The sequence below is a fragment of the Alteromonas ponticola genome, assembly GCF_012911815.1.
GTDB lineage: Bacteria > Pseudomonadota > Gammaproteobacteria > Enterobacterales > Alteromonadaceae > Alteromonas > Alteromonas ponticola.
On the sequence record NZ_JAATNW010000003.1, the window covers coordinates 162,336 to 188,372 of the forward strand.

Annotated in this window: 18 protein-coding genes, 2 tRNA genes and 3 pseudogenes; 17 read left to right on the forward strand and 6 right to left on the reverse strand. The window is 45.4% G+C overall.

Annotated features, from left to right (window positions below; all coding sequences use genetic code 11):
- Position 1: 1 nt before the first annotated feature.
- The gene (gene queE, locus HCJ96_RS05620; protein WP_169210354.1) at positions 2 to 652 is read right to left on the reverse strand and encodes a 7-carboxy-7-deazaguanine synthase QueE; all 651 of its coding nucleotides are present in this window, start codon (positions 650 to 652) and stop codon (positions 2 to 4) included.
- A gap of 202 nt (positions 653 to 854) precedes the next feature.
- On the opposite strand from queE, the gene queC reads away from it, so the two are divergent.
- Positions 855 to 1,511: a 7-cyano-7-deazaguanine synthase QueC gene (gene queC, locus HCJ96_RS05625; RefSeq protein ID WP_169210065.1), complete on the forward strand. Its 657-nt coding sequence runs from the start codon at positions 855 to 857 to the stop codon at positions 1,509 to 1,511.
- A 64-nt stretch (positions 1,512 to 1,575) separates the two neighbouring features.
- Here queC and HCJ96_RS05630 read toward each other — a convergent pair whose 3' ends face one another.
- The 3 genes from HCJ96_RS05630 to HCJ96_RS05640 all read right to left on the reverse strand — a co-directional run bounded on the left by HCJ96_RS05630 (position 1,576) and on the right by HCJ96_RS05640 (position 5,976).
- Positions 1,576 to 2,505 (reverse strand): LysR family transcriptional regulator, encoded by a 930-nt coding sequence (locus HCJ96_RS05630; RefSeq protein WP_169210066.1) that lies wholly within the window; start codon positions 2,503 to 2,505, stop codon positions 1,576 to 1,578.
- An 83-nt stretch (positions 2,506 to 2,588) separates the two neighbouring features.
- Positions 2,589 to 4,604, reverse strand: a complete 2,016-nt coding sequence (uvrB, locus tag HCJ96_RS05635) for an excinuclease ABC subunit UvrB (protein ID WP_169210067.1) — start codon at positions 4,602 to 4,604, stop codon at positions 2,589 to 2,591.
- On the reverse strand, positions 4,597 to 5,976 hold the full coding sequence (locus tag HCJ96_RS05640; RefSeq protein ID WP_169210068.1) for an MATE family efflux transporter: 1,380 nt from the start codon (positions 5,974 to 5,976) through the stop codon (positions 4,597 to 4,599). Before HCJ96_RS05640 ends, uvrB begins: the two co-directional genes overlap by 8 nt.
- 1,030 nt (positions 5,977 to 7,006) lie before the next feature.
- Between HCJ96_RS05640 and HCJ96_RS05645 the strand changes: the two genes are divergently transcribed.
- The 9 genes from HCJ96_RS05645 to nth all read left to right on the forward strand — a co-directional run bounded on the left by HCJ96_RS05645 (position 7,007) and on the right by nth (position 13,760).
- Positions 7,007 to 7,083 (forward strand) — tRNA-Asn (locus HCJ96_RS05645).
- A gap of 26 nt (positions 7,084 to 7,109) precedes the next feature.
- Positions 7,110 to 7,186, forward strand: a tRNA-Asn gene (locus HCJ96_RS05650).
- Between the two features lie 238 nt (positions 7,187 to 7,424).
- Positions 7,425 to 8,006 (forward strand): electron transport complex subunit RsxA, encoded by a 582-nt coding sequence (gene rsxA, locus HCJ96_RS05655; RefSeq protein ID WP_169210069.1) that lies wholly within the window; start codon positions 7,425 to 7,427, stop codon positions 8,004 to 8,006.
- Positions 8,006 to 8,575, forward strand: coding sequence for an electron transport complex subunit RsxB (gene rsxB / locus HCJ96_RS05660; RefSeq protein WP_169210070.1), 570 nt, complete (start codon positions 8,006 to 8,008; stop codon positions 8,573 to 8,575). Before rsxA ends, rsxB begins: the two co-directional genes overlap by 1 nt.
- 5 nt (positions 8,576 to 8,580) lie before the next feature.
- A complete protein-coding gene (gene rsxC / locus HCJ96_RS05665) occupies positions 8,581 to 10,689 on the forward strand; it encodes an electron transport complex subunit RsxC (RefSeq protein ID WP_169210071.1) in 2,109 nt (702 codons plus the stop codon).
- On the forward strand, positions 10,690 to 11,772 hold the full coding sequence (rsxD, locus tag HCJ96_RS05670) for an electron transport complex subunit RsxD (protein WP_169210072.1): 1,083 nt from the start codon (positions 10,690 to 10,692) through the stop codon (positions 11,770 to 11,772).
- Positions 11,773 to 11,775: 3 nt separating this feature from the next.
- Positions 11,776 to 12,411, forward strand: a complete 636-nt coding sequence (gene rsxG / locus HCJ96_RS05675) for an electron transport complex subunit RsxG (RefSeq protein WP_169210355.1) — start codon at positions 11,776 to 11,778, stop codon at positions 12,409 to 12,411.
- Positions 12,412 to 12,416: 5 nt separating this feature from the next.
- A complete protein-coding gene (locus HCJ96_RS05680) occupies positions 12,417 to 13,109 on the forward strand; it encodes an electron transport complex subunit E (protein WP_169210073.1) in 693 nt (230 codons plus the stop codon).
- A gap of 18 nt (positions 13,110 to 13,127) precedes the next feature.
- Entirely contained in the window at positions 13,128 to 13,760 is a 633-nt protein-coding gene (gene nth / locus HCJ96_RS05685) for an endonuclease III (protein WP_169210074.1), read from the forward strand.
- A 106-nt stretch (positions 13,761 to 13,866) separates the two neighbouring features.
- On the opposite strand, the gene HCJ96_RS05690 is transcribed toward nth, so the two are convergent.
- Entirely contained in the window at positions 13,867 to 15,309 is a 1,443-nt protein-coding gene (locus HCJ96_RS05690) for an amidohydrolase family protein (RefSeq protein ID WP_169210075.1), read from the reverse strand.
- Positions 15,310 to 15,660: 351 nt separating this feature from the next.
- On the opposite strand from HCJ96_RS05690, the pseudogene HCJ96_RS16280 reads away from it, so the two are divergent.
- Positions 15,661 to 15,909, forward strand: a pseudogene (locus tag HCJ96_RS16280) (endonuclease III); the annotation flags it as partial.
- A gap of 523 nt (positions 15,910 to 16,432) precedes the next feature.
- On the opposite strand, the gene HCJ96_RS05700 reads toward HCJ96_RS16280, so the two are convergent.
- Positions 16,433 to 19,570 (reverse strand): PAS domain-containing protein, encoded by a 3,138-nt coding sequence (locus HCJ96_RS05700; RefSeq protein ID WP_169210076.1) that lies wholly within the window; start codon positions 19,568 to 19,570, stop codon positions 16,433 to 16,435.
- A 761-nt stretch (positions 19,571 to 20,331) separates the two neighbouring features.
- On the opposite strand from HCJ96_RS05700, the pseudogene HCJ96_RS05705 reads away from it, so the two are divergent.
- The 6 genes and pseudogenes from HCJ96_RS05705 to HCJ96_RS05730 all read left to right on the forward strand — a co-directional run.
- A pseudogene (locus tag HCJ96_RS05705) lies at positions 20,332 to 20,556 on the forward strand (endonuclease III); the annotation flags it as partial.
- A gap of 230 nt (positions 20,557 to 20,786) precedes the next feature.
- Complete coding sequence (locus HCJ96_RS05710) at positions 20,787 to 21,569, forward strand: substrate-binding periplasmic protein (protein ID WP_169210077.1); 783 nt, start codon at positions 20,787 to 20,789, stop codon at positions 21,567 to 21,569.
- A 133-nt stretch (positions 21,570 to 21,702) separates the two neighbouring features.
- A pseudogene (locus HCJ96_RS05715) lies at positions 21,703 to 21,951 on the forward strand (endonuclease III); the annotation flags it as partial.
- A gap of 100 nt (positions 21,952 to 22,051) precedes the next feature.
- Positions 22,052 to 23,539 (forward strand): amidohydrolase family protein, encoded by a 1,488-nt coding sequence (locus HCJ96_RS16515; RefSeq protein ID WP_169210078.1) that lies wholly within the window; start codon positions 22,052 to 22,054, stop codon positions 23,537 to 23,539.
- 541 nt (positions 23,540 to 24,080) lie between these two features.
- Positions 24,081 to 24,794 carry a helix-turn-helix transcriptional regulator gene (locus HCJ96_RS05725; protein WP_169210079.1) on the forward strand — a complete coding sequence of 238 codons (714 nt, stop codon included), beginning with the start codon at positions 24,081 to 24,083 and terminating at the stop codon, positions 24,792 to 24,794.
- On the forward strand, positions 24,794 to 25,816 hold the full coding sequence (locus tag HCJ96_RS05730) for a serine hydrolase domain-containing protein (RefSeq protein ID WP_169210080.1): 1,023 nt from the start codon (positions 24,794 to 24,796) through the stop codon (positions 25,814 to 25,816). Before HCJ96_RS05725 ends, HCJ96_RS05730 begins: the two co-directional genes overlap by 1 nt.
- The last annotated feature ends 221 nt before the right edge of the window (positions 25,817 to 26,037 follow it).

Consider the following 26,037-nt stretch of genomic DNA (forward strand, 5'->3'; position numbering starts at 1 on the left):
GTTATTCAATTCCAATGTACTTGTGCGTTTGTAACGATAAACGCCAGTTTCGCTGGATACAAGTTTTGATTACCAGATCAGTTGCGCGTTGTTGCTGGCTAATGGGTTGCAAACAAATATGCGCTGGTTTTTTATCCCCTAACCTGTGTAACAACTGGTCTAATTCATCAATGTGTTTTTGCATCGCCACAGGATGCTTAATTTCATCTGCGCGCCTTAACGCTGAATCCAGAACCGGTAACCCGCCCTTCATGTCCACTTTGGGTGAAACCGTTACCCAGGTGGCGTCATCGCACTTAATCTCATATGTTCCACTTGTTTCAATTTGACTGCTATAGCCATTGTTGTGCAACAAGCGGGTGAATGGAACCAGGTCATACATGCAGGGTTCACCACCAGTGATCACCACGTGCTTTGCCTGGTAACCTCGCCGAATAAATAGCGAAAGCAGCGCGTGTTCGTCTGCATCGAAGAAATGCTCAGATTCCTGCTGTTTAGCTAACACTGCATCCGCAGACGTAAGAAATGCATCATCAAGCGTCCAGGTATGCTTGGTATCACACCATGGACAGCCAACGGGACAACCTTGTAAACGCACAAAGATTGAGGGTAACCCGGTATGCACCCCTTCCCCTTGTATAGTTTCGAACATTTCATTAATTTTTAACAGCTGTGCAGACAACCCGTTCACTCCTTAATAGCCTTCGCTGTAGTTCGCATTGTTGGTCAACTTCGTTAAATTTAACGCTGACTCCCCTGCGAATTGATAAAATGGTAACGATTATTTTTTCTCTAGTTGGGATTTTAGCAAGAATCACCTAGAATTCGGCTACAATTTCTCATTAATAAGTAATATGTCCGAAAAAGTTATTGTCATCTTCTCCGGCGGCATGGATTCGTTCACCGTGTTAAATAAAGCGATTCGCGATGGAAAAGCGCCCGTTGCCCTGTCATTTAATTACGGCCAACGGCACAAAAAAGAACTGGATTACGCTAAGCGCGCATGCAACATGCTGGGTGTACCACATAAAGTTGTTGATATCAGTGCGATTAATAGCCTGGTCGGAGGTTCGGCTTTGACTGATGATATTGACGTACCAGAAGGTCATTATGAAGAACCCAGTATGCAGCAAACGGTCGTACCTAATCGCAATATGATATTAATATCACTCGCGGTAGGGTTTGCTGTCAGTCAGCAGGCAAAAGCCGTTTACTATGGTGCTCACTCGGGAGACCATGCAATTTATCCTGATTGCCGCCCTGAGTTCGTGCAAAAAATGAAAGATGTCTGCGCGATAGCTAACTACGAAAAAATTGATGTGGTAACCCCCTACCTGCATCACAGCAAAACGGCCATCTTAACTGATGGGCTGAACATGGGGTTAGATTATAGTTATACCTGGACATGCTATAACGGACGGGAAAAAGCCTGTGGCAAATGTGGCGCCTGTGAAGAAAGGCTGGAAGCCTTTAAGGAAAATAACGCCATTGATCCGCTGGAGTACGAATAACCTTGAGTATGACTACAGAAAAAGGGCACTCATGAGTGCCCTTTCTTTGTACTTCATTTATTCACTATTTCTGGCTTTCAGCAATAAAGTAGGAAAGCTCTTTAATACAATGTCGCAGCACCGGATTCAGGCGGGTGTTTTTACCGTTCATAACGAACAGTTCGTGAGAAAATTTAAACAAGCTTCCGCGGGCAATGGGCACCAAACCTAAACTTGCCCCCTGCTCTTTCGCCATATAATCTGGCAACAATCCTACATACTCACCCGTCATGATGGCGGACATTGCCGCATCATACGAATCGGAGAAAGTCTGAATCGCCAGACGGCGATCATCTTCGATGTAGTTGGCAGACGATAATCCAGAAATACCGATCGCCGGATAGTCTTCAATTTTCACTTTATCGGGCAATGATTCGATGTCACGATATTTTGCGAGTTCATGCGTAGGTGCACAATATAATCGTCCGTGGCACTCTAAGCCAATCGGGTGAAAGGTGACGGATTCCGGTTTCACCATGTCATAAGTCGATACCACCAGGTGGCATTCTCCCGATAACGCCACATGTTCTACTTCGTTATATAATCGAGTCTGAATATTGACGTGAATATCATCAAACTTTTTCATCGTGCTTTTCACGGCCTTACTCACCGCTAAATGCATAGAAAGTGGTAACCCTGCCATTAGGACCAGAGTGATATGGCCAGAATAATCATCATGTAACGATTTGAGGTTAAAAACAAAGTTATCAAAAGCGTTGAATATTCGTTTCGTTTCCTGAAACACCACTTCGCCTTCTTTGGTCATTTGGAAGCCACCGCGGCCGCGATGACATAAAACCAAATCCAGCCTCTCTTCCAGCTTTTTAATTGCCGCACTGATATTAGGACGCTGCATACGTAATACAGGTTCTGCCGCTGTAAATCCGTTACAACTGGCAACCGCATAAAACACTCGAAGTAGCTTAATGTCTGACTCTTGTAATCGATTTAACATGGGTGCACCGTTTTTATAGGTATAGTTATGGATACTTATGTAACCATATTAGGCCACTGTTTATCGGATTACAACGCAAATTTTTAAGACAATGCAACAACTTGCTTTCTTAATGTCTCAATGTCATCTCTTAACGATGCTGCTTTTTCAAACTCCAGTTCTCTGGCACATTCGAACATTTGTTTTTCTAACGCACTGATCTGCTCCATCAGTTCGGTCGCGCTGGCATAAGATTGGGCTTTTTGCTTTTCTGCAACTTTACGCAGTTTAACTTTACCTGCAGCAGGATGAGCCGATTCACCCACATCCATAATATCTGTAATAGGCTTGACCAGGCTTTGCGGGGTCAAATTATGTTTCTGGTTATGCTCACGCTGTTTTTCACGGCGACGATCGGTTTCCTCGATGGCCTTTCTCATTGAGTCAGTAATTTTGTCACCATACATGATGGCCTTGCCATTAATATGCCGAGCTGCCCGCCCTATGGTCTGGATTAGCGAGCGTTCTGCACGTAAGAAGCCCTCTTTATCTGCATCCAGAATGGCCACTAACGAAACTTCGGGCATATCCAGGCCTTCCCGTAACAGGTTAATCCCCACCAGCACATCAAATTTACCCAGTCGTAAATCGCGGATAATCTCGATTCGCTCAACCGTGTCGATGTCAGAGTGTAAGTAACGTACCCGGACGCCATGTTCATTTAAGTATTCACTTAGATCTTCGGCCATCCGCTTGGTCAGCGTGGTGATCAGTACGCGCTCATCGACTTTAACACGCTGTTGTATTTCTGAGAGGACGTCATCTACCTGTGTGGCAACTGGTCGCACTTCGATTACCGGATCCAGCAAACCGGTGGGACGAACCACCTGTTCAACTATGTCGCCATCGCATTTTTCCAGCTCGTATTTGCCCGGTGTAGCTGATACATAGATGGTTTGCGGTGAGATGTGTTCAAATTCTTCAAATTTTAATGGCCGGTTGTCCAGCGCAGAAGGTAGCCTGAAGCCGTATTCCACCAAAGTCTCCTTGCGCGACCGGTCTCCTTTATACATTGCCCCAATCTGTGACACCGTAACGTGTGACTCATCAATAAACAGCAGGCCATCTGCAGGAAAATAATCTATCAACGTTGGTGGTGGCTCGCCGGGTGACCTGCCTGAAAGATAACGGGAATAGTTTTCGATCCCGGAGCAGTATCCCAGCTCAAGCATCATTTCAATATCAAACTGGGTGCGTTGTGAAATGCGCTGCTCTTCTAACAACTTGTTCACCGATTTAAGCTGTTCTTTGCGATCTTTCAATTCTTCTTTGATGCGATCAATTGCATTAAGAATTTTGTCCCTTGGTGTGACGTAATGGGTCTTTGGAAAAACCGTCGTTCTGACAACCGATTTTTCAACTGCCCCCGTTAACGGATCAAACAAACTGATTTTTTCAATTTCTTCATCGAAAAGCTCTACGCGTACCGCTTGCTTTTCAGAGTCAGCCGGAAAGATGTCGATCACGTCGCCCCTTACCCTAAAGGAGCCGCGCTCAAACGCCAGGTCGTTGCGTTTGTACTGTAACTCAGCCAATCGACGCAATATATCACGCTGATTAACGATATCGCCCTGACGCAAATGCAGTAACATTTTCATGTACGATTCTGGGTCACCCAAACCGTAGATTGCTGAAACGCTGGCGACAATTACCACATCCCGCCGTTCCATTAATGCTTTAGTTGCAGATAAACGCATTTGTTCAATGTGATCATTGATCGACGCATCTTTTTCGATAAAGGTGTCGGTGCTGGGAACGTAAGCCTCGGGCTGATAATAATCGTAATAAGAAACAAAGTATTCAACCGAGTTATGGGGGAAAAACTCTTTCATTTCACCATACAATTGGGCTGCCAACGTCTTATTATGTGCCAGTATTAGGGTGGGACGTTGTACCTGCTGTATCACGTTTGCCATGGTAAAGGTTTTACCCGAGCCAGTAACGCCTAACAAGGTCTGACTCGCCAAGCCACTTTCAAGCCCATCGATCAATTGTTCAATTGCCTTTGGCTGATCGCCAGCCGGCTTATACTTTGATACCAGCTCGAAACCTTTACTCATATTCTGTTGATTCCTTATATTCCTCTCGAAATTGATTAATTTCTCGCGAGAACCAATAAAAAGCGACCATGCCCATTAGCAGGTTTGCCACCACAGTTCCCCAAAAAAGCCCTTCTAAGCCGTAAACGACACTTCCCAGATAAGAGATGGGTACGAAGAAGACAAACAGACGGATGACACTCAACACCAGTGCGGTCATTGGCTTGTGCATGGCGTTAAATGACGAGTTGGTGAGTATGATAACGCCTTGCAAACCATAGCCTATTGGAACGATAGCCAGGAATAGTTTGATCAGACTGGCCACCTCGGCTTCTTTGGCAAATACATCTGCAATCAGTCCGGACAACGCCCACAACAGAACAAAAATAAATAACTGCCATAACATGATAAATTTGAGTGTCAGTTTATACGCCTGCTCGACGCGATTAAACTTGTCCGCTCCCACATTTTGACTAATGAAAGGGGGTAGTGTCATGGATAAGGAAAGAATAATAATACTGGCAATCGATTCAAGCCTATGCCCCACTCCCCATGCAGCAACAGCCTCAGCCCCATATGTAGCCACGACCGCCGTCATCACGCCGCCGGCAATAGGCGTAAGCATATTCGCGCCTGCCGCGGGGAAACCGATACGCATGATGTCACGAGAATTTTCAACCAGCTCAGTTAAATTGAGTAAACGCGGCAGCATCAGGTTACGTTTTATGGCCAATAAATAAATGATCCAGGTAGCCCCAACCGACCAGGCAATAAGTGTTGCTACCGCAGCTCCCTGAATGCCCATTGCAGGTATAGGACCCCAACCAAATATAAACAAGGGGTCTAATGCAGCATTCAGAAAACCACCCGACGCCATTATAATACTGGGCGTGCGCGTATCACCGCAGGCGCGCAGAACACTATTGCCTACCATTGGCAGCGCTAAAAAAAGACTGGATAAATACCAAATGGTCATGTAGTCAGAAATATAGGGTAGAAGTTCAGGGGAGGCGTTTAACAAAGAAAATACCGGTTCAATGGTAACCATACCAATAAAGGCAAGGATTCCCACCAATAGAACTGAGGTCATCATTGCACCAGTGGCACGAAACCGAGCCGTTTCAGGATCGCCTCTGCCCTGCAGTTTACCAATTACAGCAGATGTTCCTATTCCCAGTCCAATGTTTAAGCTGATAACGGTAAATGTGACAGGGAAAGTGAAGCTGATTGCGGCCAGCTGTTCTGTTCCTAAAAGGCTCACAAAAAAAGTATCGATTAAACTAAAACTCATCATCATAACCATGCCGATAATCATCGGCACCGTCATGCGGTACAGCGTAGTCTGAATGTTGCCTTGAATAAGATTATTAGAAGTTGATGCTTTTGCAGTCACTGTAAATTAAATTCTCGTTTACACATATTTAGAAGCACAGGATCGGACTCTGTTGAGCCTATCCTGGATCACGGAGGATTAGTGTGTCCAGTCTACGGTTAAAACAATACAACTGCTAATATTTTAGATAAATATAAAATAAAGTTGCCTGAAAATAGAATAAGGGGGCTATGCATTGAAATTAGCGTTTTTCTTAATTTTAGATAACAGAGAAGTTGCAAAAAGTGGGCAGATTTCATGCCCCTACCTTATTGGTGCCAAATTGCGACACCCTTCACAGCAGGCGTACTCAATATCACTATAGTAAGAAGCGTCAGCATTTTATTATTTCAAAGCTAAATATTAAATTTTTGTTAGTTTACCGTGTAACATTTACACACTGCTCAAAAATCAACCTCTTAGAATTCAGGCAGTTTTCCGAATAACACACAAGCCAGCAGCTGTAAAACGTTAAATTTCACTTTCTACAAGTAAAGTTAACAAAATTACACAAATGACTGATTAATATTAATTTTATTTATTACCTTCCTGTCACATATGCAGATCCATACAGCAGATCGCTAAAAATAAATGTCTTATACTTTCGTTTATCAACATAGTTATCCACAGAAATAGTGGATAACTACGCAAACCCCAATGGTGACGGCATATTTTACAGGATCCTAGTACGATCGTGTAAGTGAAGACTAACCTTACGAACTGGCGATTTGGGCTACACTTGCAGCAAAAACTGGACAAATAGACAGTGGTCAATAACATTTTAATAGCCAGTTTGTATTCTTTAATCACATTTTGTTATAAAAAAAAACTTGCATAAAGTTGTTTGATTTAATGAATAACGTTTTTAACTTTTAAGCTATCAGCTGACCGGATTATTAGTTACAAAACTTATTATTTTATTGCGTTGATCTCAATCTGAGCAATAAAGCATCAAAAAATAACATTATGCAAAATAGATAATAAAAATGTGTTGAATGTTATTGACAGCAGCATGTGACGTCATTAATATTCGCCTCCGTTGAAAAGCAGGTCCCCCTTAGCTCAGTTGGTTAGAGCGACGGACTGTTAATCCGCAGGTCCCCCGTTCGAGTCGGGGAGGGGGAGCCAACTTTTCATCGCACAATGTGGTCGATTCCCCCTTAGCTCAGTTGGTTAGAGCGACGGACTGTTAATCCGCAGGTCCCCCGTTCGAGTCGGGGAGGGGGAGCCAACCTCACACTGCCACATAGCTTCATTTTCCCAGCATTCCAGACTTAATGATTTCAGCGATAAGACTACTTCATCTAAGTTGTTAATTTGTTCATAAAAAGCGATAATACGCCGCACTATTTAAGCATCAGACTAAGGTGTTGTTTCGCTTGAGTCGAATGCTATCATTTGCGCATAATTATTGATTACTGCCTTCGTGCTGTCTGGCGGGTTTTAAAGCATCAGGTTCATTAGATTAAATGTCAGAATTTTTACTGCTACTTGTTGGCACAGTATTGGTTAACAATTTTGTGTTGGTTAAGTTTCTTGGCTTGTGCCCATTTATGGGCGTGTCCGGAAAACTGGAAACCGCCATCGGCATGTCTATGGCAACCACGTTTGTGTTAACGCTGGCCTCAGTCAGCAGCTACCTGGTTGAAACCTACTTACTGGCGCCATTGGGGATCAGTTATTTGCGCACCCTGGCGTTTATTCTGGTTATCGCTGTGGTAGTGCAATTTACCGAGATGGTCGTGCATAAGACCAGCCCTACCCTTTATCGCCTGTTAGGTATTTTTCTGCCGCTAATTACGACAAATTGTGCAGTCCTCGGTGTCGCGCTTTTAAATTTGACAGAACAACATAACCTTATTGAAAGTCTTATATATGGCCTGGGTGCGGCATTAGGTTTTTCGCTGGTGTTAATTTTATTCGCAGCAATGCGTGAACGCCTGGCTGCGGCCGACGTACCAGTGCCCTTCAAAGGCGCCTCTATAGCCATGATCACAGCAGGCCTAATGTCCATGGCGTTCATGGGTTTTAGCGGATTGGTGAAATTTTGATGTCAGTCTATATTGCGTTAGTTGCGATTGGCGCCCTTGCGCTGACTTTTGGCTTGGTACTAGGTTACGCCAGTATCCGTTTCAAAGTACAAAGCGATCCGCTGGTACAACAGCTTGATGAATTACTTCCACAAACCCAATGCGGACAATGTGGTTACCCAGGCTGTCGTCCTTATGCAGAAGCAATCGCCAATGGCGATGACATCAACAAGTGCCCACCCGGTGGCGAAGCGACCATGAAAAAACTGGCCGACCTGATGGGGGTAGAGCCTAAACCACTTAACGCAGAAGCGCAGGAAAACGATGTAAAAAAAGTTGCTTACATTCGTGAAGATGAGTGTATCGGCTGCACCAAGTGCATTCAGGCGTGTCCGGTTGACGCTATTCTCGGGGCGTCTAAACAGATGCATACAGTGATTACTGATGAATGCACGGGTTGTGACCTGTGCGTTGAGCCTTGTCCGGTTGACTGCATTGATATGGTACCAGTAAAAACCACCACAAATTCGTGGAAGTGGAATTTTAAACAGTCTCCCAAGGGAGATATCCCGATTAAAATGGTGTCTTAACTACCATGTTGCGAAGTACTGATGAAATCATTGCGGACCTGAAAGCCGGTAAATGCTCTACATTTACTGGCGGGGTGCATCCACCTGATGAAAAATCCCTGTCAAACACCACCGACATTCAGACATTACCACTTCCCGATAAGATTGTGCTGCCATTACGGCAACATATTGGAACTGAAGGAAACGTGTGTGTGGCCGAAGGGGACTACGTTAAAAAAGGTCAGGCACTGACAAAAAGTACTCATCCATTCGCAGTACCTGTTCATGCATCAACGTCGGGTACCGTAGTGCAAATTGGACCTCATGTGGTAGCGCACCCAAGTGGATTAAGTGAGGCCTGCATTGTTATCGAAGCAGATGGTCAGGACGAATGGACCACGCTAACTCCCCTTGCCCACTTTCGTTCATTACCTCAACAAACCGTTGTAGAGGCTATTTGTGACGCGGGCATTTCAGGTATGGGCGGCGCAGGTTTCCCAACCCACATTAAAACCGGTAATAGCAAAACCATTGATTTTCTTATTATCAATGGGGTCGAGTGCGAACCTTATATCACCTCTGATGACAGACTCATGCAAGAACACGCCTGGCAAATTCGTCAGGGCATTGACGTACTTCATCATTTAATTTCTCCAAAAGCGGTAGTCATTGCTATCGAAGACAATAAACCAGATGCGATTAAGGCGATGCAGATTGCCTGTCAGGATAAGCCTGAATACCTGGTTGTGGCTGTCGAGACTAAGTATCCCGCAGGCGGAGAAAAACAACTTATACAAATGCTGACGCAGCGTGAAGTACCCCGCCATGGTTTGCCCGCGGATATTGGTATACTTATGTTCAATGTGGGCACCTGCTTTGCCGTGGCCAGCGCAATTTACGAAGGCAAACCACTTATAGAGCGTGTGGTTACCGTAACAGGCAGAGCAGTCAGGCAGCCGGGGAATTATTGGGCCAGGCTGGGAACCCCGGTCGGCCATTTACTTGTCCATGCTGACTATCAAGTTAAAAAGCAGCCCACACCACAAGTGGTGATGGGTGGGCCGATGATGGGTTTCACTCTTAGCAGCATGGCGGTTCCTATCGTAAAAATATCTAATTGCCTGCTGGTTCCGGCTAAGGGTGAAGTTAATTTTAGCGAGCAGGAAAGAGCATGTATCCGCTGCGGTGCCTGTGCTGATGCCTGCCCCGCCTCTTTACTGCCCCAACAACTGTTTTGGCATGCAAAAGCAAAAGAACTTGATAAAGCGCAGTCTTATAATTTATTCGACTGTATAGAATGTGGTGCCTGCGCGTATGTCTGCCCCAGTGAGATTCCGCTGGTGCATTATTACCGCCAGGCAAAGGCAGAAATCAGGCTGGAAAAAGAAGAGAAAAGTCGCGCAGAAAAAGCAAAAGAGCGATTTGAAGCGCGCAATGCCAGACTGATTAGGGAGAAGCAGGAGCGCGAAGAAAGACATCAAAAAGCGAAAGAAGCCCGGGAAGCTGCATTAGCAACAAAACAGCAATCAGCTCCAGCAGCTGACTCCAGCCCAGCGAAAGACAAAGTTGCGGCGGCATTAGCACGTGCCAAAGCGAAAAAGGCAGCACAAGTTCACTCAAACCAATCAACCGCGCCTGACAACGACGCTGATAAAAAGGCACAGGTGGCGGCGGCGATCGCCAGAGCCAAAGCCAAAAAAGAAGCCGCCCAGGCAAGCGATTCGCAGGAAAATTCGGCTGACGATGAGCGTAAGGCTAAAGTAGCGGCGGCGGTAGCCAGAGCTAAAGCCAAAAAAGAAGCCGCTCAGGCAAACGACTCGCAGGAAAATTCGGCTGACGATGAGCGTAAGGCTAAAGTAGCCGCGGCGGTAGCCAGAGCCAAAGCCAAAAAAGAAGCCGCTCAGTTAAACGAAGACTCTGTCGATGCTGAGCCCGATACACATAGCCAGAAGATTAAGCCGTCAACGGATACGTCCTCTGTGCAGGTTCACAATGCCGAAAGCCTCAGCGCTGAAAAAGCGAATGGTCACGCACCCGCTAACGTAGATAAAGAAAAGCGCAAACGAATTGCAGCAGCAGTTGCCAAAGCCAAAGCGAAACAGGCAGCAAAGCGAAATAACAGTGAGGCAGAATAAATGAAGTTGACCTTGTCCAGCTCGCCTCACCAGCGCGTTAAACGCAACACCAGTCAGGTGATGCGGTTGGTGATTTTAGCAATGATACCGGGTGTCATCGCACAAGTGCTTTTCTTCGGTTATGGTGTACTGATTCAAGCAACCATTGCAGTTATAACAGCGGTTGTAACCGAAGCAACCTTTATGCAACTTCGCGGTAAAAACAGCAAATTCGCGCTGAATGACTTTAGTGCCATTCTCACCGCGCTGCTTTTAGCAGTGAGTCTGCCACCGCTCTTACCATGGTGGATGACAGTCATAGGTACGTTTTTCGCTATCGCAGTCGTTAAACAACTCTATGGCGGACTTGGTTTTAATCTATTTAATCCAGCCATGGCGGGTTACGTGATGCTGCTTATATCATTTCCTGCCGCAATGACCATGTGGCTGCCTCCGTTTTCATTGACTAGTATTCAACCCGACTTTATTGACTCCCTGACGATAATAATGACAGGCTTTACCGATTCGGGGTACAGCACGGATCAACTAAGGCTTGCCGTTGATGGCGCGACCATGGCCACCCCCCTGGACAGCGTAAAAACTGCCCTCGCACAGAATTACACTTACCCTGAAGCGCTAAACCAACCCATTTTTTCCAATGCGTTGGCTCAGAGTGCCGGTGCAGGCTGGGCGTGGGTAAGTTTGGCTTATCTGGCGGGCGGCCTGTTTTTAGTCAAGGCCAACGTTATAAATTGGCACATTCCTACCGCAATGCTACTGTCTGCTGCCGTTTTTTCATTTATTTTGTTTATTGCCAATTCCGACGCGTTTGCCTCACCGCTATTTCATTTACTCAATGGCAGCTTAATTTTTGGCGCCTTCTTCATTGCCACTGACCCGGTAACCGCATCGACCACCGACAAAGGCAGACTGGTGTTTGGTGCATTAATCGGTATGTGGGTGATTATCATTCGAACATTTGGTGGTTATCCTGACGCCGTCGCCTTTGGTGTGATCATAATGAACATGGCAGTGCCTTTGATTGATTATTATACCCGACCGCGCACCTATGGACACACCGCTAAAAATGCGAGGAAACAATAAATGATGTTTTCCACGCTGTACAAAAATGGCGGTATGCTGGCGCTGTTCGCCGTAGTTACCACGGCGTTGATTAGCTTGACGTTCGCGACCACAGAATCACGCATAACAGAACAACAAAAAAAACGGCTGCTTAGCGTACTCACCGAAGTCGTACCTGAACGTTTTTATGATAATTCGTTTTACAATGACTGTATTCTGATCCAGTCAGCGTTGCTGGGCACTAGCGAAGCACAGGTGGTTTACCGTGCTCGCCTGCAAGGTGATCCCAGCGCATTGGCACTCGAAACCACTGCACCTGATGGCTACAGTGGCAATATCCATTTAGTCGTTGGAATAGACACCAATTTGAATGTGTTGGGGGTAAGAACCGTTGAGCATAAAGAGACCCCCGGGTTAGGCGATAAAATCGAACTTGCGATCAGTGACTGGATTTTAAGTTTTAACGGCAAGTCACTTACCGATCCCAGCCCTTCTAATTGGGCGGTAAAAAAGGACGGCGGACGCTTTGATCAATTTACCGGTGCGACAATCACCCCTCGTGCCGTGGTGAATGCTGTTCAAAATACGTTAATCTTTGTTCGAGACAATCAGCAGGCCTTGTTTGAACAGACCAATGATTGTGAAGTCGAAGGAGCATAAACTCAATGACTAACTACCAGGATATTACGTTACAGGGGCTGTGGAAAAATAACCCCGCCCTGGTGCAGTTACTTGGTTTGTGTCCGCTACTTGCTGTCACTGCAACCCTGATAAATGGCTTAGGACTCGGACTAGCAACCATGCTGGTTCTTATCGGCTCGAATGTCACCGTGTCACTCATTCGCAATGTGGTCAGAAACGAAATTCGTATTCCTATTTTTGTCATGATCATCGCCTCCTTCGTTACTATCGTGCAGTTGCTGATGAACGCATTTACCTATGAGTTGTATTTAACCCTGGGTATCTTCATTCCGTTGATTGTGACCAATTGCGCCATCATTGGCCGTGCAGAGGCATTTGCCTCGAAAAACCCGTTGCTGCCCGCTGCCTATGATGGTTTTACTATGGGTGTCGGTTTTACTTTAGTTCTGGTGGTCTTAGGAGGACTGCGAGAGCTGTTAGGTAACGGCACCTTACTAACCGGTGCAGACCGATTGTTTGGTGAAGTTGCCAGCAACTGGACTCTGGTCATATTTGATACTGAAACGCCTTTTTTACTGGCGATACTGCCGCCCGGCGCATTTTTGGGTATGGGATTCATCATCGCGTGTAAAAACGCATTAGACTCCAGCCTGGAAGCCCGTAAGCCAAAGACAGAAAACGTGATTACACGTGCTCGCGTTACTACTGATTCTTAACCTGTTGTCCCTTTTGCTATGAATAATACTAAACGAAAAGAAATATTAACCCGCTTACGAGATGCCAACCCCCACCCTACTACCGAGTTAAATTTCACCACCCCGTTTGAACTGTTGGTGGCTGTAACGCTCTCAGCCCAGGCCACTGACGTCGGCGTAAATAAGGCCACCGACAAACTGTTTCCAGTGGCCAATACGCCGCAAGCTATCCTAGATTTAGGCTTGGAAGGCCTGCGTGAGTATATTAAAACCATCGGCTTGTATAATTCAAAAGCACAAAACGTTTACAAGATGTGCCAGATCCTGATGGAAAAGCATGACGGTGAGGTGCCTGAATCCAGAGAAGCGCTGGAAGCCCTACCGGGTGTAGGAAGAAAGACTGCTAACGTGGTGCTGAATACCGCTTTTGGCTGGCCGACCATCGCGGTGGACACACACATTTTTCGCGTATCAAACCGCACTAAACTGGCCATGGGTAAAAACGTGGATCAGGTTGAACAAAAACTGCTTAAAGTCGTGCCTGCCGAGTTTAAAGTCGATGTACATCACTGGCTTATACTCCACGGCCGTTACACCTGTATTGCTCGCAAGCCGCGTTGCGGTTCTTGCATTATTGAAGACCTGTGTGAGTTTAGGGATAAGACGGAATAAATTTCAAACAGCTTGGAGTGAGAAACAGACATACCTGTTATTGATTGTAAATGTGGTACCTGAACTCTTGACCTCTCAACAAATTTGAAAGTTGGCTTTAAACACATTAATATTCTCTTCGATTTTTCCATTTATAAACTTCTTTCTTTGAAGTGTTCCAATCCGCTAATTCCGATAGCATTTTATCAATTTCACCACGATCCACCCATCTTCCGTTTACAAATACTCCGTTTATTTTTCGTGTATTTTTAATGTTAATAAGTGGATTTGCATCCAATAACAAAAGGTCAGCATATTTACCAACCTCAACTGTGCCGACCTTTTCACTAATTTCCAACCATTTGGCAGGTAGCCTTGTTGCAGAAGTTAAAGCTTCAGCCGTCGTTAGCCCCGCGTCTACCAACAACTCAAGCTCATCGTGCAGTGCAAATCCAGTTACAACTCCTGAAACTCCCGCATCAGAACCCGCTAGCATTGGCACTCCAGCGTCTTTAAAAGCTACTACCATTTCTTTATGGAATACAATAAGGTCGTTTAAATATCTGAGAAACTCTGAGCTGGAATGTTTGTGATAGTTGTTTGAATTTAACCATTTGTCCTGAAGTAGCGGGTGCACATATTTCAGGGCTTCCATTGAGCTAATTGAGTCAAGGGATTGAACTTGTTCCTTTATTTTTACAATTGCAATGAGATTCGGAATTAACCACGTATTATTATTCTTTGATAATTGAGCAAACCTTTCGGCATCTTCTTTTGTCTTTTCTTGTTCTCTTATCTGTTTTGAAAATTCTTCAGCGTGTGCAACCAATCCAAAACTTGGGACAAATGCTTCTTCTGTTGTACCTTTAAAAGCATCTGGAATATGCCCTACAACCTTAAGACCTTGCTTTTGCGCTTCTTCCACGACGGCTTGAAAGGCTTCAATATTTAAATCTGAATAAGCTTTGATGAAGTTATAACCTTCGGCTTTCACACTTCTTACTGCCTGTTGAGCATCTGAACTGTTGTTCACTGTTCTTCCGCCATTATTCGTGTCCCCACCGTTTATCATTGCTGCTATTGCCATTCGGGGACCAATCACTTTTCCTTTTGCCACCTCATTTCTTTGTCCAAAATGCTCAACCCTACCACCAAGTTCAAATATTGTTGTGACTCCATTTGCTATATATGTAGTCATAACATCTTGTGTATCCATAAAAAATGTAGCGCCTTGAGTAGGTGAATTTTCTTTGAAATTTAGATCTGCATTGGTGTGAACATGCATATCAATTAAACCGGGTAATAGCCACTTCCCTGTTCCGTCGATTACTTTTGAATTATCAGGAGTTTGTCCATTAATTGAGAATATTTTCTGACCTTTTATTACCACTGATGCATTTTTTATGACTTCGAAATTACTTTCTGTCATTGGAATGACATTCACATTTTTTATAACATAAATATTGGATTCGAATTTTTTTTCTTTCAGAACCTTGTCTGAAGTTTGGTTTGCACAACCCCAAAGACTTATTGTGATCACTATCAATAAATTCTTTAAGATACATTTCATAAGGTTGGTTCCATCCATCTGCGAGTTAAAGTAATTAACTAAACATAATTGAAATACAGCAAAATGTGTCTAATCTCTATTAATATACACATGATCCTGAGACAAATAACCCCGAGCTTTTATAAAAAAACAAGTATTATCAAAGCTCAAATAAGGATAGTCTTAGCTTTGTGAATAGTATCACCAACAAAGGTTTTAACCCCATCTAAATTGCAACTAGGTGTTACAAATAATGATGTGTTTTGTGCTAATTTTCTGACAGAAATGCATTTGTTCTTTTGTGAAGCTGGCATCCTTAGAACAAAAAGCGATTTCCGCTTCCCCAATGTTGATATCTACATAATTTAATTATCCTTCGGCTGGCCTACCATTGCTGTGGACACCCACATTTTCCGGGTATCTAACCACACCAAACTGGCCATGGGAAAGAACGTCGATCAGGTTGGACAGTACCTGCTTAAAGTCGTGCCTGCCAAGTTTAAGGTGGATGTTCATCACTGGCTTATACTGCACGACCGATATACTTGTGTGGCTAGAAAGTCGCGTTGTGGCAGCTGTATTATTGAAGATTTGTTTGAGTTTAAATATAAGACAGAATAAGTATTAGGCGGCTTTGAGTGAGTTAACGTAAAGCATAACAATCCACTTTTATGCGTATAGAACAACAGTCAAAGGAGTTCCCGCTGGCTCGGAAATGACGTTTCCCCGGAGCTACAATTTGCAAAAAATAAGACTTTACCAATTGAACTCACGGCACTCAGTAGTCATCCAGTCACTAACAGATGAGCGTCAGCGCAAAGCAGAAAAATTTAATGATGTGGTGCAGCAAAGCGTGCATCCAAAGCCCGAATACAATAAATAACCAAAGAAAATAGGCTGACAAAAAGCGAAGCTCAGGGCCCATCAGTAATTTGTTGAGAAAACCTTCAATGCCTGTTTTAAATCCCTTCTAAAGTTGTATAAAAGTATATCAGTCAGACCCCAGGCTAACTCCGACCTTGGAAAAATCGAAAAAACTGAGTGACGGATTAATTTTCTATATATAACCCATCAACCTCAGCCTAAAATTTTTTATTTAGCTTTGGCGCCTTGCTAGTTTTTACCCTTTAGTCACTAATATCTATTAACTGTTTTTAAGCTTTTCGGAAGCAATTCCATTTAGGATTTGCTGCAATCGGTCAAAGTCTGCGGGCTTAACCAGATGATGGTCAAACCCTGCGGCCTTTGACTTCTGGCGATCACGGGAATGGCCATAGCCTGTCAGCGCGATGTAGGTTGAACAGTCCGCAGCCATCTTGAGGTTCCGCGCGAGTTCATACCCCGTCATGTCGGGAAGACCTATATCCAGGATGAACGCGTCCCAGCGTAGTTCGGCACGCGCCATGGCCACGGCGCCAGCGCCATCGACGGCGACTTTCGCATCATGGCCCAGTGCATTCAACAGGATAGCGAGCAACTCAGCTGCTTCCCGGTTGTCGTCGACCACCAGTATTTTCAACGCTGTACTCGCAGAAGTGTTGCCAGATGGCGCTTGTACTGGCACCTCATCAGTTGCAGCCAGTGGCAATGTCATTATGAAGGTGCTGCCAAGATTGAGTCCAGGGCTTGTAGCCGCAACAGTCCCTCCATGCTGCTCTACGATACTGCGCACAAGAGCCAAACCGATTCCCAGTCCCCCTTGGGAGCGGTCCGGGGCGCGCTTACCCTGCGCGAACAGATCGAACACCGTTGGCAGCAGTGCATCGTCCATACCAATGCCGTTATCAGTGACGCGCAGTTGCACCTTTCCATTTTGGACCTGTATCGACATTTGCAGCTGACCGTTAGCTGGCGTGTACTTAGCAGCGTTGTTGAGCAGATTCGCCACCACCTGGACCAGCCTGTGGCGGTCGCCTATGACCAGCGCCGTATCCGGGAATTGCGTCGTCAGGGCATGCCCGCGCGCAGCAATCAAGGGCTGGGCCTGCTCTACCGCAGCATCCAATACCGCACGTATGTCCACTGGCTCACGGGCAAATTCCACCAGGCCCCGCGTCACCCGCGAGACGTCCAGAAGATCGTCTACAAGCTCGGTCATATGCGAGACCTGGCGCGAGAGGGTTCCCCCTATCTGTTGAACGCGCGCTTCATCCAAAGGCGCTATCTCCAGCAAGCTAGCCGCTGTCCCGATGGGTGCTAGAGGGTTACGCAACTCGTGTGCGAGCATGGCAAGGAATTCGTCCTTGCGGCGATCCGCCTGTTCCAGGCTCTCGACCATCCGCCGACGTTCAGTAACATCGAGCACCGTACCGATCATCGACAATGGTCTGGCGTCCGGCACATCGCCTTCGAATAATACCTGTCCGCGCGACATCGTCCACACCACTTGACCATCGTTGTGAATCCATCGGAACTCTTCAGAATAGCTGCCACCGGAACCGGGTTCAAGCGCATGTTGGAGGGCCGCCTCAACCCGCGGCCAGTCATCGGAATGAATACGCTGGGAGAGGACGTCAAACGTTACCACCGCCTCATCAGGTGCTGCACCGACAATCTGCCTACATCGCGGGTCCATGCGGATGTCGCTGGATTGTACCTCCCAGACCCAAGTCCCGAATTGGGCCACGTCCATGGCCAGGGCAAAGCGCTGTTCAGACACGCGCAATGCGTTCTCCATGCGTTTGCGATCCGTAATATCGACGGACGAGCCGATCAAGCCCAGAATGTTCCCATCTTCATCCCGCCACGGTGCCTTGTTCGATAGCCAGATGGCCGGGGTCCCATCGGATAGCATAACCTCTTCCTCGACTTGCTCGCCAATACCGGAATCCATAATACGGCGGTCGGTCGCCATGATCGCGGCGCTCTGGACGCTGTCTGCGAGTACGTCTTCGTCCGTGCGACCTAGGAACGCCTCCGGGGGGAGGCCGAGTAGCTCCGCAACTCCGCGGTTGGCAACCATGAATCGGCCGGAACGGTCCTTGGCATAGACCACCCCGGGTACCGCATCGGTAAACATACGCAGCAACATGCCGGCCTGGTCGCGTTCGGCTTCCATGCGTCGTCGATCCTCAATGTCTAGCAGTACTCCCGGGAAACGGACCGCCTTACCGTCGGCGTCTAGCTCTGCCCGACCGTTGGCTTCGACCCAGCGGAGGGTCCCATCCCTGTGCCAGACCCGATATTCGCACCTGTATGCGCCACCCCGACTCATCGCCTCCTCGATCGCCGACGAAACTCGGTCGCGATCATCGGCGTAAATGGATTCCATGGCGAGTTCCAGTGGGAGGCCCGACTTACACAGCGTCTCGCTGAGTCCGAAGCTGGCGGCGAAGCGGGCGTCTGCAATAAAGCGATTGTCCGGTATCGTCCAAATCCAGGTCCCAACGATGGCGCCCGCGTCCAGCGCCAGTTGCACGCGTTCGGCCGCGTCCGCTGCGTCTGCAGCCATTTTTTTATGCTCAGTGATATCGCGTACGAACACGGCCAGACCCGCTTCGACCATATAGGCGCGCGCTTCAAACCAGCACAATCCGTGTTCAGCTGATACCTGGGAATATTCGTGCCGCTCCGATGTACCACTGGCACTGACGCGTTGGCACATTGAGTAGACTGAAGCCTGCCCGCCTTCCGAGAATAGGGCCCCGAACTCCTCTCCGATCATATCGACCTGCGTTTTAATCAGGCGCAAAGCGGCATCATTGGCTTCCAGCACGCGGAAATCGGGTCCCAGCAACATGAATGCCTCGTCCATATTGGTCAACACACCGCGATGCCGGGCCTCGCTTTCGACCAACCGCTGCTCGGTCAGCACCTGGGCGGTGATCTCCGTGCACGCGCAGAACAATCCCTCGACTTCCAAACCTTCCCCACGCACCGGAGAATAGAAAAAGGAAAAATGAGTCTGTTCCGGATAGCCGTGTCGTTCCACCATCAACGGGATATCCTGCATCTGCACGGGCTCGCCTCTCAGAGCAGAAGATACAATCGGCTGAAGTTGTTCCCGGATCTCGTACCAGACTTGTAAGAAATCCTGGCCAAGCGCATCTGGATGCTTGTTTCCGAGGATTTCAGCGTAGTAGTCATTATAGATAAGAGTGCGCGTGGCACCCCACGCTACAAACATCGGTTGGTTTGACGCCAACATGATCCCCACCAACGTCTTCAGTGACGACGGCCAGGCAGCCGATGGACCTAGGGGCGTCTGCTCCCAGGCAAAGGCTCGCAACCGCGCACCCATTGCACCGCCGCCAGCCAGAAAGTGTGGTGTTTCTTTTGTCAATTGGTCCTACCCCTAACGTCAGTGAAAACGGCTACCACGCAATTACGCGGCAATCCAGTGAGCGCAGCGAACGTGTTTAACACACTTGTTAGGCGCATTAATCCTCACTCAACAACAGCTCTCTTCTACGAGGATAATTATTAAAGAAACCTCTCGTCACTATGTAGTGCTCGGTTTCTTCATGTATGATTTCTAATGTACCAGACTCATTAAATTTTAAAGTCTTAGTATTTGGATATGCAAGAAGCATTGGCGAATGCGTAGTAACGATGAACTACGCCTCATCATTAACAAACTCATAAATTGCAGCAAGAGGAGTCAGTTGACGTAATGGTGAAAGCGCTGCCTCTGGCTCATTTAGTATAAATAAGCTAATTCCACGCAATTTATTTAATCGCAATGACATCAATGATTCACCATGCGACCTTGCATGAAGCGATCTATTCCCACATTCTGCTAAATAACCAACATCATCTATGCATGATGCAGCATTAAAAAAATATTCAGCACGCAAAAAATGAAGATGCCTTAGTAACACGCGAGCTTATATTTATTGTTAATGTGCGCAATCTACTATATAAAAAATTAGTTAGAAAGCACCTTGAATATTAAATTACGTTCCACCGAGGATATGACTGACAAGGCTCAGTGGCACCCAAGTTGGTGTTTGCCAGATTTAAACCGCTCAAACATTTTTTCAAATGGGAATTTAAAGTTAATTGTTTGCTTTAGTTTGTTATTTGATACGGGGTAGAACCCCTGTAGATACACATATATTCAGGGTATCAAAACGCATTAAATTGGCCATGGGAAAGAACGTCGACCAGGTTGAAAAAAAACTACTTAAAGTCGTGCCTGCCGAGTTTAAAGTCGATGTACATCACTGGCTTATCTTACACGACCGGTATGTCTGTGTGGCTAGAAAGCCGCGTTGTTGGTCCTGCATTATTGAGGACTTGTGTGAGTTTAAGGATAAAACGGAATAACGCATGTAAGAGTCCCACTATTGTTCCCTCATCTGGAAAACTGAATAAAGGATGTTAGACTAAAATATGTACTACTAAATTGAGTCACTGAAAAAGACGGACGATGGCGCTAACATTTAGTTTAAAAAGTGATTATTTTAGTAACCTTAAATCAGCACATATTTTGCCTAAATCAGGATAATATTCTGGCTTAGACACCATCAGCTTTCTTTTTTTTCAAAAGGTGTAAGATGCAGCCATTGTTTTTGAGGTTACTACTTTTAAAATGTGCAGCTATTGTAGTGGCATCGTCAATGAATGTTGCTGCTTTTTCATCAGAACTCAATGAACTCACTTACATAACTGAAAATAATGCGTCGTTTAATTATGTTCGAAATGGTCACTTGCAAGGGTTTGCCGTTGAATTATTGTTAAGTGCATCGGCAGACTTGGGTAGCCCTGTTCACCGAGACGAGATTTTGGTTCAACCTTGGGCAAGAGCGTTTAAAAACGCCTTACAAGGACCCAATACCGTTTTATTCAGTACGATTCGAACCTCTGAGAGAGAAGATAAATTTCAATGGGTAGGTCCGTTCGCTTCTGAAAGCGACGTAGTGATCGCGCTTAAAGCTCGTCAGATTAAAATCACTGACTCCGCTAAATTAAAAAGTTATATCGCCGGTGCGGTTAGAGGTGATGTAGGAGAAGAAATACTTCACGAAATAAAAATTCCATCGGGTAATATCGTATTGTTACCTCATTCAACAAATATGGGGGCCATGTTAACTGCTGGACGGATTGATATATGGATTTTTGGAGAGTTTGCCTGGAGGGAAACGTTAAAGTCAGCCGGATTTAATCCTTCTTTATTTGAAATTGTTTTCCGCTTTCCGCCAAAGCATTATTATTTCGCCTTGAGTAGAGACATTAATCCTATGCTGGTCCAATCCTTTCAATCGGCTATTGACCAAACACTTGAAAAATACCCAGACAGTTCAAAATTTTCTCTACCGTCAAACAAGGGACCGCAGTGAGATAGTCTGTACGGCAATCGTTTTACAGTTACCTCGCATAAAGGCCATTATAATGCTTTACATGGCGTAATTTGATTTCTTTTCAGTTTTATACTTGATTGGGCTTAGTTAACACAACAATCTACTTTAATTATCCTTCGGCTGGCCGAACATCGCGGTGGACACACACATTTCCCGAGTCTCAAACCGCACTTAACAGGCCACGGGAAAGAACCTCGAGCAGATTGAACAGAAGCTGCTTAAAGTGGTCCCGGCTGAATTTAAAGTCGCTGTGCATCACTGGCTTATTCTGCATGGCCGCTACACCTGCATCGCTCGCGAGCCTCGTTGTGGTTCGTGCATTATTGAGACCGTGTGTGAGTTTAAGGATAAAACAGAGTAACTTCTCTCACTATTTATTTCATGATAGATTAAGAATATCAGCAACTTACTAGTTTGGTTAAGATTTGCATTCTTTCTTGAAACGAACCGCCATAGGGATAGTGACGTTAGTAATAGTGGCGTTTCTTTTAGGTTGGTTAATCTTTCTATTACCATTATCCCCTCCCCTTATTCAAAAAGATCAGCACAACAAAATCATTATCGACAACGTCAATATAATTGACATATCCCGCGACAACACCGTCTATAACATGCGAGTTATGATTCAAGACGGTGTAATTGTTCGTATTGCGAGCGCAGATTCCAAAATGAACACCGACGATGCGTTTATTGTTGACGGCCATAATCGTTTCCTGATACCAGGTCTGTGGGATATGCACTCACACCTTGCCTTCAATGAAGCAGCCCAGATCTCCATGCCGCTATACGTAGCAAACGGCGTGGTGAATGTGCGCGATATGCAAGGAATCATGAACATCGTTGAAGAAAGACGGTCTTGGGCCACGTCAATCGACAACCACAAATTACTAGGCCCCAGAATAATGGGTTATGCCGACTCAATTGTGGGTGACAATTATGATAGGCGTAATGTTGATAAAGTTGTTCAACGGTCTATAGAAGATCCTCGAAGCTTTATCAAAATATACAGTCAAATCAAAGAAACGAGATACCTCAAACTCGCTGAATTGGCAAATATGCATAAGGTAAAATTTGCCGGCCACTATCCGCTAAGTATGGACCCAATCGTGGCAGCGAATGCAGGTCAACGAAGTTTTGAGCACGCCCACCTTTTTATCGATAATTCTTCCTTTGTAGCACCGATTTTGCGACAGCACTATTTTGAGCGATATTCCAATGACGAAGTTTTAAAAACGCCCAGACCAAGCACAGCTGAAGTCCTGAAAACATTTGATCAATCGCAATTTGACCAGCTTGCTGACGCCATGATCAAAAATGACACTTATTTCGTGCCAACTCATATCACTAAGCATTACGAAGCTCAAAGTAGTAACGAGGACTTTCTTAACGATGACAAGCTGAGATATATCCCATTTTTAATCAAAAACTTGTGGGCTGACGATGCGCAAAGAATGAAGAAGGATGACCAGGATGATTTAAATAGTTATTACCTAAGAGGCCTGGAGTTAACTGGATATGCACATCAGCGAGGCATTAGCATACTGGCTGGTACTGATACGTATGATCCTTATTCTTTCCCTGGTTTTTCTCTTCATACCGAGTTAGAACAACTGACCAAAGCCGGCTTATCGAACGCTGAAGCATTAGCCTCTGCGACAATTTTACCGGCCACATATTTTGGCACACAGCATTTAATGGGAAGCGTAGACGTAGGCAAGAAAGCCGATCTGATTTTGTTGAAACGAAACCCACTCGAAGATATTTCACACACACAAGATATCGAAATCGTTATTTTTGACGGCGCTGTGTATGATGAAGAGGACATCAGGTCACAAAAAGAATATGTTGAAAAAAATGTCTCTGGTTTAAGCGGAATATCGCTTACCATTAAGATGATAGTAGCGATGTTTCGCGACAATAACCCCGAAGCGAGGAATGCAGGTTATTGAGCCGAATTAGCGCAATATATTGGTTAGACTTTTCTGCTGATAGCTCATCGTTTAGCATCTTTCCAGCATGAGCTTTGCTACGTTGAACCTAAAGGCGCGGTTACCGCTGGCCAGTAACCATTGGCCAATCGACGGTTATGTGTTGGAAGCATCTAAAGGTTCGAAAGTTGGTGAGCACTTCTTTAAGGCAACATTGAGGATCGCCGACTCGCGTTTAATGATGAACGAGTAAAGATGGGATATCCCGAGTTCCAGGAGCATGAATTTAAAGCCTTCTATGAATTTATTGATAAGTCAGGATTAGACTTTGAGTTTATTAGTTTTAGCCTGTTACCTCATGAAGCTACAGTGCTGATCAAATAACGGTTTAGCGTGAGCTCCACTAATGCAGGTGTTCACTGTCACATTAAGGACGCTTATCTAATTCTTGAAAATATCTGATGTGGCAGGCTACTGGCGAGTCATCGGCGGCAAAATGGCGTAGTCAAAATTTTGCTATTTTGCCATACTCCAGCCACCCGAAAACTTGAATGTCCCGAATTTGGAAATAGCAAAAGACAAATTAATCGAGTTGAGAAAAGAACGAGGATGGTCACAGAACAGACTCGCCACAATCTCAGGGCTTGGTGAAAGAACGGTTCAACGAATCGAAAAAGAAGGCGTTTGCTCGCTAGAATCGGTGCTGGCTCTAGCATCAGTCTTTGAACTTAGCCCGAAAGATTTGCAAGTAATCAAAACAAGTGAAGATAAGCCGTTAAGTGATAACACCCACCCGATCAATTGGAGTGGGTTAATTGGCTTTCCAGTGTTAATGTTTTGCGCCTATTTAATCATCGATCTCACAGGGAAATACCCAAACTGGGAGCGCATTAGTTCCGCCCTGATTTTGGGACTGACTTTTGTCTTCGCCGGTATTTCTCACGGCGCCAGGGAAATATACTCATGTTTAATTTCCACAACCTGGGTATTTCGAATTCCAGTCGTCGCGAAAAATATTAACGCCAAAATATCACTGGTAAAGTCTTTACATGAGTATGCCTGCATTGTTGGCATTGTAAGCTCAGCCGTGTGTGGCCTGACCATAATGATGCACACTGAAATCGATCCTGAGCATATGACAGACTACCTCACTTATGCCCTCCGACCATTGTTTTATGCGATATTGTTTGCGGAGCTGTGGTTCCGACCTTTTAAACACAGATTGGAGTATATTCTGCAATTAAGCACTACGACTGATAGAGAAAAAATAAAATAATGCGGTACTGTGGTGTCACCCTTTTTGTCTTTTTTCTGGCAACATTTTCTCGTTCAGCCTCAACTGAAGTTGCTCACACTAATTTAGTAAAACAAATCGAGCGAATAATTATCCAAGAGAATGCCAGAAGCGGATTTAATGGCGCTGTAGCTATCAAACTCTGGGATACTGGGATATTTTCTTATGAAATTGGCTATCAACAAAAAGGCAGGCCGTTAACTCCAAGTCACCTGTTTAGTAGTGGTTCGGTAGGTAAGGAGTTTACTACAGTGGCCATATTGAAATTAGCCAGGCAGGGCAAACTGAATCTGAATGACCCCGTGATTGACTATCTCCCGAATCTTCCACAGTGGGCGAAAAGGATAACCATTCACCATTTACTCTCACATACCTCAGGCTTACCAAAAATAAAATGGGCAACCAATATTTCTACCGCAGACGTGATGAGCCAGATTCTGGCCTTTAGCAAGCTGGAATTTGAACCCGGCTCGCAGTATTTGTATGGCAACATCAACGTCATGCTTAGAGCCAAAATAGTAGAAAAAGTAACTGGCATGCCGTTTGGTCAGTTTCTGAAAACGAACTTTTTTGCGCCTTTCGAAATGGTAAATACGGTTCAAATAGATAGCGTAGATGATAAAGTAGACAAGGTTATTGGTGACTTCCCCACGGCCATTAACGGCGTCACAATTTATACTACGCCTGCAGACCTGATCCGTTGGGAAGTAGCGTTATTAAATGGCGAAGCACTTGCTGGAAGTACTTTGTTAAGCATTCTTTCTCACCACCCGCTTTCCGATAAACATCTGGATTCTGAATATGATTTTGGACGGTTCACATTGAATGATGGAACGGTAGCTACGCTGGAGCACGATGGCAGTAACCCTTCACACCACGTCCTGAAGTACTCACACATAGCCAGTCAATTCACTTTCGTCGCTATGTCCAGCGATGGTAACAAGCAAAACCTGTATACGTTGAGGGATAAAATACAAACGCTCGTAAACTCAGTCCATCGCTAACGTAAAGGAAGCAGGCTAAGTCTTGGTGGGATTTGTTTTGCATAAGCTAAGTTTACATCAGTGTAAATGAGCATCGCATGGGTGATAACCAAGTTATACTTATCACTTTGGCTAGCCGACATGCCAAAAATTAGTCTGCCTTATCATTAGCAAGTCCGGGTTGAGTAACACCCTGAAGCGGTATTTTACACATCCAATATGTGACATGAATTGTGTCGAAG

Bases quoted from the DNA above. Each gene is read 5' to 3' on its own strand.
- queE (WP_169210354.1), bottom strand. From the start codon at position 652: ATGTTCGAAACTATACAAGGGGAAGGGGTGCATACCGGGTTACCCTCA.
- queC (WP_169210065.1), top strand. From the start codon at position 855: ATGTCCGAAAAAGTTATTGTCATCTTCTCCGGCGGCATGGATTCGTTC.
- HCJ96_RS05630 (WP_169210066.1), bottom strand. From the start codon at position 2,505: ATGTTAAATCGATTACAAGAGTCAGACATTAAGCTACTTCGAGTGTTT.
- uvrB (WP_169210067.1), bottom strand. From the start codon at position 4,604: ATGAGTAAAGGTTTCGAGCTGGTATCAAAGTATAAGCCGGCTGGCGAT.
- rsxA (WP_169210069.1), top strand. From the start codon at position 7,425: ATGTCAGAATTTTTACTGCTACTTGTTGGCACAGTATTGGTTAACAAT.
- rsxB (WP_169210070.1), top strand. From the start codon at position 8,006: ATGTCAGTCTATATTGCGTTAGTTGCGATTGGCGCCCTTGCGCTGACT.
- rsxC (WP_169210071.1), top strand. From the start codon at position 8,581: ATGTTGCGAAGTACTGATGAAATCATTGCGGACCTGAAAGCCGGTAAA.
- rsxD (WP_169210072.1), top strand. From the start codon at position 10,690: ATGAAGTTGACCTTGTCCAGCTCGCCTCACCAGCGCGTTAAACGCAAC.
- rsxG (WP_169210355.1), top strand. From the start codon at position 11,776: ATGTTTTCCACGCTGTACAAAAATGGCGGTATGCTGGCGCTGTTCGCC.
- HCJ96_RS05680 (WP_169210073.1), top strand. From the start codon at position 12,417: ATGACTAACTACCAGGATATTACGTTACAGGGGCTGTGGAAAAATAAC.
- nth (WP_169210074.1), top strand. From the start codon at position 13,128: ATGAATAATACTAAACGAAAAGAAATATTAACCCGCTTACGAGATGCC.
- HCJ96_RS05690 (WP_169210075.1), bottom strand. From the start codon at position 15,309: ATGAAATGTATCTTAAAGAATTTATTGATAGTGATCACAATAAGTCTT.
- HCJ96_RS05710 (WP_169210077.1), top strand. From the start codon at position 20,787: ATGCAGCCATTGTTTTTGAGGTTACTACTTTTAAAATGTGCAGCTATT.
- HCJ96_RS05730 (WP_169210080.1), top strand. From the start codon at position 24,794: ATGCGGTACTGTGGTGTCACCCTTTTTGTCTTTTTTCTGGCAACATTT.